Source organism: Streptomyces synnematoformans (assembly GCF_039531005.1).
GTDB lineage: Bacteria > Actinomycetota > Actinomycetes > Streptomycetales > Streptomycetaceae > Streptomyces > Streptomyces synnematoformans.
The window spans coordinates 1-14,824 of record NZ_BAAAPF010000180.1; the positions used below are offsets into that span (position 1 = coordinate 1).

The window sequence follows — 14,824 nt, forward strand, 5'->3', positions numbered from 1 at the left end:
CGCCGCCCGGCCCGCCCGGTGGCCCGCCCGCACAGCCGCCGGCCCAGCCCCCCGGCCAGCCGCCGTTCGCCCCGCCGGGCTACGCGGAGGACCCCCAGCGCCCGGCCCGCCACGCGGTACCGGTGCACGAGCAGTTCGAGGGCCTCTTCCGCGACACCGCCCCGGGCGACCCCGGCGCCACGCAGAAGCTCCCCCCGGTCGGCCACGCCGACGCCCACGGCGACGGTGCCCCGCCCCCCGGCCCGTACGGCGCCCAGACCCCCGGCGGCCCCGGGCATGGCGGCCCGCCGCCCGGCCCGTACGCCGACGCCCACGGCGACGGTGCCCCGCCCCCCGGCCGCTACTACGGCGAGGACGACGAGCGCCGCGGCTCCATTCCCCGCTGGGCCGCCGTCGCCATCGGCACCGCCGCCTGCGCCGCCGTCGGCATCACCGCCGGCTGGCTGCTCAGCAGCGGCGACGGCGGCGGCGAGACCGCCAGTGGCGCCACTCCGAGCGCCAGCGCCGACCGGGACCCGGGCGGCAAGGAGGACGGCGGCAAGGACGGCGGCAAGGATGACCGCAACAAGCCGGTCAAGGACGACCCCGCCGAGGCGCAGGCCGAGAAGCTGGACGCGCTGCTCGCCGAGAGCAACAACAGCCGGGACGCGGTCATCCGCTCGGTCGAGAACATCCGGAAGTGCAAGGCGCTCGGCAAGGCCGCCACGGACCTGCGCAGCGCGGCCGGTCAGCGCCGCGACCTGGTCAACCGGCTGTCGAACATGACCGTCGACCGGCTGCCGTCCCACCAGCAGCTGACCCGCTCGCTCACCGACGCCTGGAACGCCAGCGCCTCCGCCGACGACCACTACGCCGCCTGGGCCGACGCCGCCAAGCGCGGCAAGCGCTGCAGCGGCGGCGGGAACCACCTGTCGGCGGGCAACCGCGCCAGCGGCGAGGCCACCACCGCGAAGGAGCAGGCCGCCGGGCTCTGGAACCCGATCGCCGACGAGTACGACCTCACGCGGCGCGAGGCCACCGAGCTGTGACCGCCACCACCGGCGGCCCCGCGACCCCCGTCGGCGAAAGGGCTTCCCGCCGCGACCGCCGTTACCCCACCATGGTGCCCATGCCCATCAACGACATGCCGTGGTGGCGCTGGCGCGCAAACGTGCGCTCCGCGCTGCACATGATCTCCGACCCCGGGTTCCAGCAGGAGTACTGGGCGGCCGGGGCGGCGGGGTACGGCGACGTCACCGACGCCGTCTACCGCCTCGTCGAGGACACCTGGCTGGACAACTGGTCGGCGGAGAAGTACGTCGGGACGATCTTCCGCGACTCCCGCGAGGCGGCGCTCGTCGACGTCGCCGTGCTGCGCGTGCTGCGCATCATGCACCAGGTCGGCGCCGACGCGCCGGTCTCCGCGTACCTGGAGAACCACGCCTGGCCCGAGGCCGTGCGCGCGGCGCGCGAGGCGCACGTACGGCTCGCGGAGAACGACGGCGAGGACCCCGACACACCCCCGCGCTCCCTCGAAGTGCTGGCGATCATGACGGGCGCCGCCTGACGGGTGTGGGATCGTAGGCCCATGAGCGAGTACGTACTGACGCTGTCCTGCCCGGACAAAAAGGGCATCGTGCATGCAGTCTCCAGTTATCTGTTCATGACGGACTGCAACATCGAGGACAGCCAGCAGTACGGCGACCCCAGCACCGGCCTGTTCTTCATGCGGGTGCACTTCTCCGCCGAGGGGCAGGTGAGCGTCGGGAAGCTGCGGGCCAGCTTCGCGGCGGTGGCGGAGTCGTGGGCGATGGACTGGCAGATCCACGAGCAGGGCAGGCGGATGCGGGTGCTGCTCATGGTCAGCAGGTTCGGGCACTGCCTGAACGACCTGCTGTTCCGCGCCCGCACCGGCGCGCTGCCGGTGGAGATCGCCGCCGTGGTGTCGAACCACACCGACTTCGAGGAGCTGGTCGGCTCCTACGGCGTCCCCTTCCACCACCTGCCGGTCACGAAGGACACCAAGGCGGCGGCGGAGCAGCGGCTGCTGGAGCTGGTCCGGGCCGAGGACGTGGAGCTGGTGGTGCTCGCCCGCTACATGCAGGTGCTCTCCGACGACCTGTGCAAGCATCTGGAGGGGCGGATCATCAACATCCACCACTCCTTCCTGCCGAGCTTCAAGGGCGCGAAGCCGTACCACCAGGCGCACGCGCGCGGGGTCAAGCTGATCGGCGCCACGGCGCACTACGTGACCGCGGATCTCGACGAGGGCCCGATCATCGAGCAGGAGGTCGAGCGGGTCGGGCACGAGGCGACGCCGGAGCGGCTGGTGGCGGTCGGGCGGGACGTGGAGGCCCAGGCGCTGGCGCGGGCGGTGAAGTGGCACAGCGAGCACCGGGTGCTGCTGAACGGCACGCGCACGGTCGTCTTCACGTAGCCGTAGCCGTAGCCGTAGCCGTAGCCGTAGCCGCAGCCGCAGCCGCAGCCGCGGGCGCCCCCGGGTGCCGCCGCGCCCGCCCTACATCCGCGACAGCGACACCGCCGCGTACAGGAAGTCGTCCACCGCCTCCCGGTCCCCGTCGCGCCCCGCGGCCGCGTCCTCCGGCGACACGTGCCCCGCCGCCAGCCGGCAGAACTCCAGGCCCTCCAGCGCCACATGGGCCACCGTCCGCTCCGGTCCCGCGACCGCCGCCGGCGAGTCCAGCGGGATGTACCAGTTCCCGCCGCCCTTGCCCTCCACCTCCAGGTGCAGCGTCCGCCCCGGCGTCCCCGCCGCCACCAGCGTCCGCGGCGGGGACGCCCGCCCCGAGCGGCGCCGGTGCGCCAGGGTCTCCGGCAGCAGCCGCGCCGCCAGGTCGATCATGAGGTGCATGTGCTCCGGCGTCGGCGGCACGTACGGGTAGTCCACCGCCTCCGCGACGTCCCAGGCGTGGATCCAGCACGCGAACGCCCGGTCCAGGAAGGCGTCGCGCAGCGGCAGCGTCACCCCCGCGCCGTACCGCACCGGCAGGTCGGCCACGCCGCCGCCCGCGAACCCCGCGGTCCTTATCAGCGCGTACGTCTGGTCCCGCCAGTGGCCGCGCATCGTCCCCGCGTGCCGGCGCCGCAACTGCCGGGCGAGGGACTGCTGTTCGGCGTACGACGACCCCGCCTCCTGCCACAGCGCCTCGGTGCGCTCGGCGGGGGAGGAGACCGTGCGCGGATGGCCCTCGGCGGCGGGCGCGTCCGCGGCCAGCGGGTCGGGCAGGCCGAGCGCGAGGGCCAGCAGCCCGTCCACGGCCAGCAGGTGCCCGATGACGCCGGCCACCGACGTCTCGCGCGCCGCCGGCCGGTCGTCGTCGTACCACGCCAGCTGCACCGGAGCACCCCACTCCGCCTCGCCCATGTCGTGCAGCAGCGCGTCCAGCCGGGCGGTCTCGGCGTCGTACGGCACCGACCAGCCCGGCATCGGGATCCCCGGCATCCGCCGCGTCAGGCACAGCTCCAGCACCCGGCTGCGCAGGGCGGGGTCCAGGTCGAGGTTGTCCTGCGGGTGCAGCAGCCGCACGGCGTCGCGCAGCCGCAGCGCCTCGTCGGCGCAGGGCGCGCAGTCGGTCAGGTGCGCCTCGACGGCCGCGGTCTCCTCGGGCGCGCAGGCCGCCAGCGCCCACGCGCCGAGCAGCGACTTCAGCCGACGGTGGTCGTAGGGGCCCATGATCATGCGGGCCGCCCGGCCTCGGTGTGCGCGGTGGCGAGCAGCTGCAGCCCGAGGCGCAGCCGGCGGCGGGCCTCCTCGGCGGAGACGCCGAGTTCGGCGGCGGTCTCGCGGTAGTCGCGGCGCTTGAAGTAGGCCAGCTCCAGCGCGGCGCGCAGCGGTTCGGGCATGGACGTGACGATGTAGTCGGCGCGGGCGGCGGCGGAGACGGCGCGGATGCGCTCCTCGCAGTCCTCGATCTCCCCGGCCGCACCGGCCTGGATCACGGCCCAGCGCAGCCGCCGGACGGCGTGCTTGTGCGCGAGCCCGGCGAGGAAGGAGCGGAGCTGGCCGCGCTTCGGGTCGTACGCGTCCGGGTGCTGCCAGACGTACGAGAACACCTCGGACAGCACGCCGTTCGCTTCTTCCTCGTTCTCCAGCACGCGCAGCGCGAGGCCGTAGACGAGGGGTGCGAAGCGGTCGTACAGCTCGCCCAGCGCGGCGGCCTCGCCGCGCGCGAGCCGCTGCTGCATCTTGCGGTTCCAGCGGGGCGGGACGGTGCCCTCGCCGGCGCCCTGCGGTCCGTTCCCGTGCGCCATGCGCCCCCCAATCCGTCGGCCGCCGCGTTACGGGTGTTCTCGAATGTAGCGCCGGGGGGTCGGGACGTACGCCCCCGGAGCGTTATCTGTACCGCATGACGTGCAACAGAAGACAACGAATTGCCAACGGTTATCCGGTGCTGACCGGAATGCGGAGGCCGGATGCGGTGATTGCGCATAGGGTCGGTGTTTCATCTTGTGTGCCGCGGGCACAGCAGGTGACACGTACCACACGGCAGGCGGCCGGCGGACGGGCCGGTGAACAGGACGAGCGAAACGGACGGGCGAGCGCGCGCGACAGGCTGACAGGCGACGGAAGGACTGCGACCGGGTGTCTTTGCTGCAGGTGACCACCGACAACCGAGGCGACTGGTACGTCCTGTGGGTCTCCGGCGAGCTGGACCTGGTCACGTCGCCCCGGGTTCGGCAGCGCGTGCACGACGCGGTCGCCGAGGGCCGCCGCCATCTCGTCCTCGACCTCTCCGCGGTCCGCTTCTGCGACTCCAGCGGCGTCGGCGTGCTCATCGCCGCGCGCCGGCTGCTGAGTTCCTGCGGCGGCGAGTTCCGCCTGATCCTGCCGGCGGACGGCGGCGGGGCCGCCCCGGGCGCGTACGCGACCCGGGGCGCGGGCGCCGGCGGGGCGCACGTGAACCGGGTGCTCGCCGCGCTGGGTGTACGGCGGCTGTTCGCGGTGTACGCGGACGTGGACGACGCGACGGGCGGCACGGCGGAGCCGCTGTCGGCGTAGCGCCCGGCGTTGCGGCCCGGGGCGGCTTTCGCCGTCACCGGCAGCGGACTTGGACCCTCGGCAACGCCCTCGCCTACGGAACTCCGACTACGGAGAGTGCTGAAACAGGGGAGAACCCCAACACGCACGGGCGAACTCTTCCGTTACGCAACGAAGTCGGGCTGGGCTCCACTACCCTTCATCGGGTGCGAGTTGTCCGGTGGCGACACGGACCCGCGGCCCGCGAACCGGGGGCCGCGGCGGTGCGGACGTGCCGGACTCGTACAAGGTCACAGCAGCATGAACGGTCGATGCCGGACCGGCGTTCGACCGTCGGGCGCGAGCGTCGCACAGTATGCCGCACGCGCACTCTTTCGCGCTGGGATATGTCCGAAGCGCTTGTTGTCGTGACGCTACGTCAATCATCCTGGACAGTGGACAGATCACGCAGCGTGATCCCGAGGATGGTGTGAGCGGTGCAGACCCTGCAGGTGCAGCTCAAGGTGCGGCCCGACCCCGTCGAGGTCGGCCGGGCCAGGCGGTGGACCCGGGAACGGCTGGCGTGGACCGGGGTGGCGGCCGACGAGCCGTACGCCGAGTCGCTGGTGATGCTCGTCTCGGAGCTGGTCACCAACGCCGTCGTCCACACCGACCGGCCCGCGTACCTCCGCCTCTTCCTCCCCGCGTCGCCCGCCGACTGCGGCCCGTACCGGGTGGAGGTCGTCGACACCTGCGCCGCCCCGCCGCGGCAGCGGCGCGCGCAGGAGTACGAGACGCACGGCCGGGGGCTGGAGCTGGTCGACGCCATCGCCGACCGCTGGGGGTGGCAGGCGGAAGGATTCGGCAAGGTCATCTGGTGCGAGATCGACCGCGCCTGCCCCTTCGCGCTGCCGCCGGGGGAGCGCGCGGACGGCGCGCACGGCGTGCTGCTCGCGGGCGCACACGAACACGCACGCGCCGGCACGAACAGCACGTGACACCTCCGGTCCGGACCAGAGGTTGACGAGCCGTACGGCCCTGATCACCCTGGTGGGCAGCGATTCGTTTGTGAGGGGACGCCGAGGGCCGCCGGCCGGTCGGACGCCCTTGGCGAAGGCGGGTCGCGCATCCGGCGAAAGTCCCCATCCGCCGATGCCGGGTGGCGGTTCGTCGTGCAGGGCTCGGGGTTGCACGGGCGCACCGCCACTCGACCCTCAGCGGTGCGGCCTTCCCGTGGCGCGAATCTTGCGAATGATGGCGAGACGGCTCTCGTCCGCCGCCGCGGGCGGCGCGAAGCTCGAAGCATGAACATCCTCTGGCTCTTCGCCCACCCCGAACGCCGCTCCCTCAACGCCGCCCTCCGCGACGACGGCGTCCGCGCGCTGCGCGCCGCGGGCCACGAGGTCCGCCAGTCCGATCTGTACGCCATGGGCTTCAAGGCCGTACTCGACGTGGACGACTACCCCGGCGCAGACGACGATCGGTTCCTCGTCGGCGACGCCCAGGAGGACGCCTGGCGGGCCGGGACCGTCGGCGCCGACATCGCCGCCGAGCACGAGAAGCTGGCGTGGGCGGACGCCCTCGTCGTGCACTTCCCGCTGTGGTGGTTCGGGCCGCCGGCGATCCTCAAGGGCTGGTTCGACCGCGTGCTCGTCCAGGGCCTCGCGTCCAAGGTCAAGGACGCGGACGGCAGAACGCGGCGGTACGGGGACGGAGGGCTGGCCGGGAAGCGCGCGATGGTCGTCACCTCGGTCGGCGCCCGCGAGGCCAGCTTCGGCCCGCGCGGCATCCACGGGCACATCGACGAGGTGCTGTGGCCGCTGCACCACGGCACGTTCTTCTACACCGGCATGGCGCCGTTGCCGCCCTTCGTCGTCTACGGCGCCGACCGCCTCGCGCCGGACGGCTACCCGCAGGTGGCCGCGGCCCTGCGGGAGCGGCTGCGCACGCTGGGGACGACGGCTCCGCTGCCGTACCGGACGGAGCGGGGCGGGGACTACGACGAGGGGCTGGAACTGCGGGCGGAACTGGCGCCGGGCGGCACGGGGTTGAGCGTGCACAGCACGGAGCCGCCCGTCCCGCACCGAAGCCCGGCCCCCACGTCCGCACCCGGCTCCATGTCCGCGGCCGCCCGCACATCCGTACCCGCCCGCATGTCCGCACCCGCCCGCACGTCCGTATCCGCCCGCACGTCCGCACCCGCCTCCACCTCCGCACCCGCCCGCACGTCCGCGGCCGTGCCCGGGGGCGGCGCGCCCGGGGCCGTGCCGACAAACACCCCACTTCCCCGCACACCCACCCCAGGGTAGGCCGCCCCGCCGACAAGCCCGCTCCGTCGCCGGAGGCGTGCCGCCGCCCCGGCCGCAGGCCCCGCTCAGGCGGCGGCCCCGCCGCCCTCCGCCCGGAACGTGCGCCGGTACGTGCTCGGCGACACCCCCAGCGCCGTCTGCATGTGCTGCCGCAGCGACGCCGCCGTCCCGAACCCCGCGTCCGCCGCGATGCGGTCCACCGCCAGATCCGTGTCCTCCAGCAACTGCCGTGCCCGCTCCACCCGTTGCACCGTCAGCCACTGCCCCGGGCTCATCCCCACCTCCTCCCGGAACCGCCGCGTGAACGTCCGCACCGACATCGACTCGCACGCCGCCAAGTCCCGCAGCGCCAGCGGCTCGTGCAGCCGCGCCAGCGCCCACGCCCGCGCCTTCGCCGTCGTCGACGCCGCCGGCTCCGGCACCGGCCGCCGGATGAACTGCGCCTGCCCGCCGTCCCGGTGCGGCGGCACCACGGTCCGCCGCGCCACGTCGTTGGCCACGGCGGAGCCGTGGTCGCGCCGGATCATGTGCAGGCACAGGTCGATCCCGGAGGCCACCCCCGCGGACGTCAGCACCTCCCCGTCGTCCACGTACAGCACGTCCGCGTCGAAGCGCACCTTCGGGAACAGCGCCCGGAACCGGTCGCCCGACGTCCAGTGCGTCGTCGCCGGCCGCCCGTCCAGCAGCCCGGCCGCGGCGAGGACGAACGCGCCGGTGCAGATCGACGCGAGCCGTGTCCCCGGCCGTACGCGCCCCAGCGCCGCCGCGACCTCCGCGGGCAGCCGTCCGCGGGTGTACGCCTCGTCCGCCTCGTGGGACGCGGGCACGATCACTGTACGGGCCCCGGCCAGCGCCTCAGGACCGTGCCGCACGTTGACGCTCACGTCCGCGTCCGTCCGCACCTCGCCCGGCGTGACGGCGCAGGTCACGACCTCGTAGAGCGGCTTCCCCGCCGCGCTGCGGGCCCGGCCGAAGAGGCGGTGGGCGATGCCCATCTCGATGGGCAGCATCCCGTGCCGTACGAAGACCGCGACGGGATGCCGCTCCGGATGCCGGAAGACGGGCGCCCCGGCGTGCGCGGCGGTCGCGGCGGGCGGAGCCGGGGCCGGGGCCGGGGCAGGGGCAGGGGCGGTGACAGGGGCGGGGGCGGGCTGCGCGGGGCTCATGGCCCGATCCTTGCATACCTTGGCCGTCGGGCCACTCGTTCCGGGCCGGGCCCCGGGCGATCCTCGACGGGTGACGCAGCCACCGCCGCCCTCCGCCGACACCGCCGCGCCTGAGACCGCCCCGGCCACCCCGCCCGCCCGCCGGCGCCCCGCCCGGCGCCGCCGCGTGCACCGCGCCTGGTTCGTCGCCGCGGTGACCTTCGCGACCGTCGTCGCCGCCGCCTCCTTCGTCGCCCTCCCCGGCCTGCTGATCGGGCCCCTCCACGACGAGTTCGGCTGGTCCCGCGGCACGATCGGCCTCGCCGCCTCGGTCAACCTCACCCTGTACGGCGTCACCGCCCCCTTCGCCGCCGCGCTCATGGACCGCTTCGGCATACGCCGCGTGGTGGCGGTGGCGCTCACGATGATCGCCACCGGGGCGCTCCTCAGCCACTGGATGACCGCCAGCTGGCAACTGCTCCTCTACTGGGGCCTGCTCATCGGCCTCGGCACCGGCTCCATGGCCCTCGCCTTCTCCGCCACCGTCACCAACCGCTGGTTCGTCAAGCACCGCGGCCTCGTCACCGGCATCCTCACCGCCGCCACCGCCTCCGGCCAGCTGGTGTTCCTGCCGCTGCTGTCGTGGATCGTGGAGACCCACGGCTGGCGGCCCGCGACGGTGACGGTCGCGCTGGTCTCCGCCGCCGCCGTGCCGTTCGTCTGGCTGCTCCTGCGCGACCACCCCGCCGACGTCGGCCTCGCCCCGTACGGCGCGGACGAGTTCGTCCCCAAGCCCCCGCCGCAGCACGGCGCCGCCGCCCGCGCGCTGCGCGTCCTGCGCGACTCCTCCCGGAGCGGCACGTTCTGGCTGCTCTGCGGCACGTTCGCGATCTGCGGCGCGTCGACCAACGGCATCATCCGCACCCACTTCGTGCCCTCGGCCCACGACCACGGCATGGCCCTCACCGTGGCCGCGTCGCTCCTGGCGGTCGTCGGCGTCTTCGACGTGATCGGCACGATCGCGAGCGGCTGGCTCACCGACCGCTACGACGCCCGCCGGCTGCTCGCCGTCTACTACGGGCTGCGCGGCCTGTCCCTGATGTTCCTGCCGCTGCTGCTCGGCCCGTCGATCCACCCGCCGATGATCTTCTTCATCGTCTTCTACGGCCTCGACTGGGTCGCCACCGTCCCGCCCACGCTCGCGCTCTGCCGCGAGCACTACGGCGAGGACAGCGCGATCGTCTTCGGCTGGGTCCTGGCCTCCCACCAGATCGGCGCGGCGGTGGTGGCCTGGCTCGGCGGCGTGGCGCGTGACGTGACGGGCACGTACGACATGGTGTGGCTGGCGTCCGGCGGGCTGTGCGCGCTGGCGGCGATGATGTCGCTGGTGCTCAGGCAGGGGCGGGCGGAGGAGAAGCAGGTCCGGGCGGCGTAGCGGCGCGGGCCCGCCCTCACAGACCCGCCCGCCCACGCCCGGCGCCGGCGAGCGCGCCGAGGAGCCCGAGCACGCACAGGGCGCAGGCGCCGGCGAAGGGTGCCGCGACCCAGGCGCCTTCCGGCCGGAGCGCCAGGGCCGCACCCGCGACCGCCGCGCCGAGGGTCGCGCCGACCTGGCGGGTGGCGTTGAGGATGCCGCCCACCGCCCCCGCGGTACGCGCCGGTGCGTGCCCGACCGCGTACCCGACCAGTGCCGGAAGGCACCACGAGACGCCCAGCCCGCAGGCGAACAGGGCGAGTCCCAGGACCGTACGGTGCCGGTCGCCGCCCGCGAGCGCGGCGCCGGTCCCGGCCAGCCCCAGCGCCAGCGCCGCCAGCCCGAGCCGGATCGGGACCAGCGCCCCGAAGCGGGCGGCCAGCCGGCCCGTCAGCAGGGGGTTGACGGCGATCGGGAGGGTCATCGGAAGGAGCGTGAGGCCGGTGTCCAGAGCGTCCTCGTGCAGCGCCAGGGGGACCGCGAACAGGACGGTGGTCAGGGCGTAGTTGACCGCCGCCCCCCAGGCGAACGCCGCCTGGACGGGCCGGTTGCGGCGCAGCAGCCCGGGGACGAGCGGGGCGCGCGAGCGGCCGTCGGCCCGGGCGGTGGCGACCGCGCACAGGACCGCCCCGGCCGCCGCGCACAGGCAGGTCTCCCAGCGCAGGTGCCCCGCCTCGGTCACCGCCAGCGTCAGCGCCGCCAGCGCGGCCATGAGCCCCAGGTGAGGGGCGGGGTCGAGCGGCCGGCGGTGCGCGGCGGTGGGGAGCCGCCCGCGGCACAGGAGGGCCACGACCCCCGCGAGGGGCAGGTTGACGAGGAAGACGGCCCGCCAGCCGGACAGCTCTACGAGCCAACCGCCGAGCACGGGCCCCGCGGCCATGGCCGCCCCGCTCACGGCCGCCCACACGCTGAGGGCGCGGGCCCTGGCCGCCGGCTCCGGGAACAGGGCGGCGATGATCGCCATCGAGCCGGGGATGATCGCCGCCGCCAGCAGCCCCAGCACCGTACGGCAGACGAGCAGCGCCCCCAGCCCGGGCGCGAGGGCGCAGGCGAGCGAGACGGCCCCGAACCCGGCGCTGCCGGCGCCGAAGACCCGGCCCGCGCCGAACCGGTCCGCCAGCCCGCCGCCGAGCACCAGGCCGGAGGCCAGCGCCATCGTGTACGCCGTGGTGGCCCAGCCGGCGCCGATCACGTCGGTGTGCAGCGACGCGATCAGGTCCGGCTCGGCCACCGCGAGGACGGTGGTGTCCAGCAGCACCATGAAGTAGGCCAGCGAGACACCGGCGAGTGCGTACCGGGTGCCGCGCGCCGTACGTACGGGGGCGGTGGCAGCGTCCACGGGGACTCCCGAGCGGTGGGGGACAGGGACCGGCCCAGGTTCGCCCGGCCGCGGCGGGAGGCACGACCGGCCGGCCCGCACGCCGTATCCGGGAAAACCGAATACCCGCCGCACCCGCGCTACGCTGGGGTGACGTGAACCTCGACCACGTGCGCACCGCCCTCGCGCTGGCCCGGCACGGCACCGTGAACCGGACCGCGGCCGCCGAGGGCCTGGCGCCGTCGTCCGTGTCCGACCGGGTACGCAGGCTGGAGCACGACCTCGGCGCCCGCCTGTTCACCCGGGACCGCCGCGGCATGCACCCCACCCCGGCCGGCCGCGCCTACCTCGCCGCCGCGGCAGCCGCCGTGGCCGACCTGGACGCCGCCGCAGCCCGCCTGACCGGACCGCCGGTCGCCGTCACCGTCGGCGCGCAGTCCTCGATCGCGGACACGCTCCTGCCCGCCGTCCTCGACCGCCTCGCCGACAGCCCGGCCGCCGGGCACGCGCGGCTGCGCGCGTCCATCCGCCCCGAGGCGGACCGGACCCGGCTGCTCACCGCGCTCGTACGCGACGAGGCGGACGCGGCGGTCCTCCTCGACACCGGCCCGGACCTCGGCGACCTGGGCTACCCCGCTCCCGACGCCGCGCTGGACTTTCTCGACCTCCGCGAGGTGCCGATGGCCACGGTCGCCCCGCCGGGCCACCCGCTCGCCGGCCGACCGGTCACCCTCGCCGACGTCCGCAGCGGCGCGTCCCTGGTCGGGCAGGAGTCCCGCTGCTCCTTCTGGATGGCGACGCGCCGCTGGCTCGGGCCGGACGTCGATCTCACGGCGGTCGGCGGCCTCGCGCAGGTCCGCGAGTGGGTCGCGGCCGGGCGCGGCGTCGCCGTCCTGCCCGACTTCGCCGTCCGCGACGACCTCGAACGCGGCCGGGTCGTGGCCCTCGACGCGGCTACGCCGCCGCTGCAGCTCCGGCTGGTCTGGAGCAGGTCCCGCGGCACCACCGAGCCCGTACGTACGCTTCTGTACGCGGTCTCCCAAGCGTGAACGCCGCCGATACGCGGGTCAGATCGGGAGCCACTGCTTGACGAGGGGCTGGTTGTCGCCGATCCAGGTCTCCACCGCGGCGGTCTTGTGGTCCGCGCCGCCGGCGTCCTGGATCGCGGCCTCCAGGCCCTGCAGCTGATCCGGCGTCACCCGGAAGTTCCGCAGCCACTCCAGGGCTTCGTTGTCGCGCCGGCCGTGGAACTCCCGGGAGACGACCGTGTGGAGCTTGTCGGGGTCGCCGAAGGCGTCGGCGGGGTCGTCGAGGTAGCGGATGTCGTACTTGGAGAACGCCCAGTGGGGGCGCCACATGCCGACCAGGACGGGGCGCTTCGCGGCGTACGCGCTGTCCAGGGCGGCCAGCATGGTGCCGGTGTCCTCGGCTTTCTGGCGGTAGATGTCGGTCAGGCCGTACTCCGGGATCACCGACTTGTCGATGGTTCTGGTCAGACCCGCGGTCGGCTCGATGCCGACGATCGTCCCGTCGAAGAGATGGGCGTACTCCGGCAGATCGACCAGGGACTGGACCTCATCCACGTAGTCGGGCACGGCCAGGCCCAGATCGCCGGGCTCGTACCAGGGGCCGAGGTCGACCATCGAGCCGCCGTACCGCGCCCACTGCTCGGTGTGGACGCTCGGCAGCCAGGCGTCCATGAAGACGTCGAACCGGCCCTTGGCCACCCCGCGGAACACGTCGGGAACGGCGTCCTGCTGCACGGCCTCGACCCGGTAGCCCTTGGACTCCAGTAACTGCTTCCACAGCTCGGTGACCGCGATGTCCTCATCCCAGGCCACATAGCCGATGGTGACGGTCCCCCGGTCCTGCTGCGCCGGGGCCCTCGCCGGGCCGCCCTGCTCCCGGTCGGTACCGCAGGCGGCCAGGGCGGCGGGTGCCAGCGCCCCCGCGGCCAGGGCTCCCAGGAACCCGCGTCGATCCCATGCGCGTGCGCCGTCTCCCCCGGTGGACATTTCGTCAGCCTAGTGCCCTCCGACGCTGACGCACTAGTGTTCCTGACAGCGGTGACCGGGCGGGGAGTCTGGCGGGAGCTGTCGGAAGGCAAGGGGGAGGTCCGGGTGTGGTGACGCCGACGGGAACGGGGGGCGCGTCCGGATCGGACGCGGCCGTGCACGTGCCCGCACCGATGGGGGCGGCCGTGCCGGTCGTTCCGGAACAGCGGCGCGGGCGGGTGCGGACAGCGGTCTCCGCGTTACAGGGGGTCGTCGGGACGGGTTCCCCACCGGCCCGGCTGCGGCTGGCGGGACTGGTCGTATCGCTGGTGACGGTGCTCTTCGGCGCACTTCTGGCCACGTCGGTGTACGAGCGCCAGACGGCGGCCCGGGACCTGGCGGAGCAGTCCGCACCGCTGAGCGTGGACGCGGCGGAGATATACCGCTCGCTGGCGGACGCGAACGCCACGGCGGCGGCGGGCTTCCTGCGGGGCAGCAAGGAGTCCCACGCGGACCGCGTCGCGTATCAGGCGAACATCCGCACCGCCTCCCGGCTGCTCTCCAGGGCGGCGGCCCGCACCGGGGACTCCTTCGCCGCACAGCGGCAGATCACCATCCTGAACAAGGAACTCCCCGGCTACACCAGCCTGGTGGAGGCGGCACGCTCCGCCAACCGGGAGAACAAGCCGGTCGGCAACTCCTACATGCGGTACGCCTCGGAGCAGATGCGCTCGACCATGCTCCCGGCGGCCGAGGACATGTACCACGCGGAGATCCGGCGGATGGCCGCCATCCGCGCCGACGCCAGCGAGCCGCCCTGGGCGGCCTACGCCGCCGGGCTGCTCGCCCTGGCGGTGATCGGCTTCTTCTCCTACCGGCTCTACCTGGCCACCAACCGGATCTTCAACCTCGGTCTGGTGGCGACGGCCGGGATGGTGCTGGTGTCCATGGCCTGGCTGACGGCAGGCCACTCCGTGGCCCGCTCCTCGCTGGCGGACTCCGACACCCACGGCTCGGCCTCGGTGCAGCTGCTGACCCAGTCCCGGATCGCCGGGCTGAAGGCCCGCGGGAACGAGAACATGGCCCTGGTGGCGCAGGGGGAGGGCGCCGCGTACTCCCGGGAGTTCGACTACTGGGCGGGTGCGCTGGACGACAGGGACGCGGGGCAGCGGCTGATGCAGCGCTCCGAGCTGCAGGCCGAGGACGAGGTCGGGCAGGAGCTGGTGGCGGACGCCTGGGTGGAGCTGAAGGACTGGAAGGAACTGCACGACGAGGCCCGCAGGCAGGACGACCTGGGCGACTACGACGCCGCCCTGGCGCGCACCATCGGCGGGAAGGCCGGCGGCAAGACCGTCGAGGACACCACCGAGCGCAGCTTCGCCGCCATGGACCGCAAGCTGGCCGCGGCGGTGGACCACGAGCAGAAGCAGTTCCAGGAGCAGGCCGAGAACGGCCGCGGCGCGCTCTCCGGCCTGCCCGTCGGCGGCCCGGTGCTGTGCCTGCTCGGCGTGGCGGGCGCGGCCCTGGGCCTCGGCAAGCGGCTGGCGGAGTACCGGTGACCGCCGGGGGCCGCGGCGGCGGGATGAGCGGCGGGATGAGGGAGGCGACGGCAGTGGGTAACTCGGCA

The 14,824-nt window shown here is 74.5% G+C and carries 12 protein-coding genes and 2 pseudogenes; 9 read left to right on the plus strand and 5 right to left on the minus strand.

Annotated elements, in window-relative coordinates; genetic code table 11:
- From ABD317_RS23440 to purU, 3 genes and pseudogenes are all read left to right on the plus strand, one after another.
- A pseudogene (locus ABD317_RS23440) lies at positions 1-1,028 on the plus strand (hypothetical protein); the annotation flags it as partial.
- A gap of 71 nt (positions 1,029-1,099) precedes the next feature.
- A complete protein-coding gene (locus tag ABD317_RS23445) occupies positions 1,100-1,546 on the plus strand; it encodes an SCO4402 family protein (RefSeq protein WP_425582416.1) in 447 nt (148 codons plus the stop codon).
- A gap of 21 nt (positions 1,547-1,567) precedes the next feature.
- Positions 1,568-2,416: a formyltetrahydrofolate deformylase gene (gene purU, locus ABD317_RS23450; RefSeq protein ID WP_344291902.1), complete on the plus strand. Its 849-nt coding sequence runs from the start codon at positions 1,568-1,570 to the stop codon at positions 2,414-2,416.
- Positions 2,417-2,497: 81 nt separating this feature from the next.
- On the opposite strand, the gene ABD317_RS23455 is transcribed toward purU, so the two are convergent.
- Positions 2,498-3,679 (minus strand): zf-HC2 domain-containing protein, encoded by a 1,182-nt coding sequence (locus ABD317_RS23455; protein ID WP_344291903.1) that lies wholly within the window; start codon positions 3,677-3,679, stop codon positions 2,498-2,500.
- On the minus strand, positions 3,676-4,251 hold the full coding sequence (locus tag ABD317_RS23460; RefSeq protein ID WP_027755225.1) for a sigma-70 family RNA polymerase sigma factor: 576 nt from the start codon (positions 4,249-4,251) through the stop codon (positions 3,676-3,678). The genes ABD317_RS23455 and ABD317_RS23460 overlap by 4 nt, the downstream gene beginning before the upstream one ends.
- 337 nt (positions 4,252-4,588) lie before the next feature.
- Here ABD317_RS23460 and ABD317_RS23465 point away from each other — a divergent pair, with 337 nt between their 5' ends.
- The 3 genes and pseudogenes from ABD317_RS23465 to ABD317_RS23475 all read left to right on the plus strand — a co-directional run.
- On the plus strand, positions 4,589-4,999 hold the full coding sequence (locus ABD317_RS23465; RefSeq protein WP_344291911.1) for an STAS domain-containing protein: 411 nt from the start codon (positions 4,589-4,591) through the stop codon (positions 4,997-4,999).
- A gap of 455 nt (positions 5,000-5,454) precedes the next feature.
- Positions 5,455-5,955 carry an ATP-binding protein gene (locus ABD317_RS23470; protein WP_344291904.1) on the plus strand — a complete coding sequence of 167 codons (501 nt, stop codon included), beginning with the start codon at positions 5,455-5,457 and terminating at the stop codon, positions 5,953-5,955.
- Between the two features lie 306 nt (positions 5,956-6,261).
- Positions 6,262-7,038, plus strand: a pseudogene (locus tag ABD317_RS23475) (NAD(P)H-dependent oxidoreductase); the annotation flags it as partial.
- A gap of 293 nt (positions 7,039-7,331) precedes the next feature.
- On the opposite strand, the gene ABD317_RS23480 reads toward ABD317_RS23475, so the two are convergent.
- Positions 7,332-8,432: a GlxA family transcriptional regulator gene (locus ABD317_RS23480; protein ID WP_344291905.1), complete on the minus strand. Its 1,101-nt coding sequence runs from the start codon at positions 8,430-8,432 to the stop codon at positions 7,332-7,334.
- Between ABD317_RS23480 and ABD317_RS23485 the strand changes: the two genes are divergently transcribed.
- Entirely contained in the window at positions 8,431-9,846 is a 1,416-nt protein-coding gene (locus tag ABD317_RS23485) for an MFS transporter (RefSeq protein WP_425582417.1), read from the plus strand. The genes ABD317_RS23480 and ABD317_RS23485 overlap by 2 nt on opposite strands.
- A gap of 16 nt (positions 9,847-9,862) precedes the next feature.
- Here the strand turns inward: ABD317_RS23485 and ABD317_RS23490 are convergent, their stop codons facing one another.
- Complete coding sequence (locus tag ABD317_RS23490; protein WP_344291907.1) at positions 9,863-11,224, minus strand: MFS transporter; 1,362 nt, start codon at positions 11,222-11,224, stop codon at positions 9,863-9,865.
- Positions 11,225-11,358: 134 nt separating this feature from the next.
- Here ABD317_RS23490 and ABD317_RS23495 point away from each other — a divergent pair, with 134 nt between their 5' ends.
- On the plus strand, positions 11,359-12,252 hold the full coding sequence (locus ABD317_RS23495) for a LysR family transcriptional regulator (protein ID WP_344291908.1): 894 nt from the start codon (positions 11,359-11,361) through the stop codon (positions 12,250-12,252).
- Between the two features lie 18 nt (positions 12,253-12,270).
- On the opposite strand, the gene ABD317_RS23500 is transcribed toward ABD317_RS23495, so the two are convergent.
- Positions 12,271-13,218, minus strand: coding sequence for a glycine betaine ABC transporter substrate-binding protein (locus tag ABD317_RS23500; RefSeq protein WP_344291909.1), 948 nt, complete (start codon positions 13,216-13,218; stop codon positions 12,271-12,273).
- 185 nt (positions 13,219-13,403) lie between these two features.
- Here ABD317_RS23500 and ABD317_RS23505 point away from each other — a divergent pair, with 185 nt between their 5' ends.
- A complete protein-coding gene (locus tag ABD317_RS23505; RefSeq protein WP_344291910.1) occupies positions 13,404-14,756 on the plus strand; it encodes a hypothetical protein in 1,353 nt (450 codons plus the stop codon).
- Positions 14,757-14,824: the final 68 nt, after the last annotated feature.

What these genes read in the sequence shown, in the direction of transcription:
- ABD317_RS23445 (WP_425582416.1), top strand. Translation starts at nt 1,100, where the DNA reads ATGGTGCCCATGCCCATCAACGACATGCCGTGGTGGCGCTGGCGCGCA.
- purU (WP_344291902.1), top strand. Translation starts at nt 1,568, where the DNA reads ATGAGCGAGTACGTACTGACGCTGTCCTGCCCGGACAAAAAGGGCATC.
- ABD317_RS23455 (WP_344291903.1), bottom strand. Translation starts at nt 3,679, where the DNA reads ATGATCATGGGCCCCTACGACCACCGTCGGCTGAAGTCGCTGCTCGGC.
- ABD317_RS23460 (WP_027755225.1), bottom strand. Translation starts at nt 4,251, where the DNA reads ATGGCGCACGGGAACGGACCGCAGGGCGCCGGCGAGGGCACCGTCCCG.
- ABD317_RS23485 (WP_425582417.1), top strand. Translation starts at nt 8,431, where the DNA reads ATGGCCCGATCCTTGCATACCTTGGCCGTCGGGCCACTCGTTCCGGGC.
- ABD317_RS23480 (WP_344291905.1), bottom strand. Translation starts at nt 8,432, where the DNA reads ATGAGCCCCGCGCAGCCCGCCCCCGCCCCTGTCACCGCCCCTGCCCCT.
- ABD317_RS23500 (WP_344291909.1), bottom strand. Translation starts at nt 13,218, where the DNA reads ATGTCCACCGGGGGAGACGGCGCACGCGCATGGGATCGACGCGGGTTC.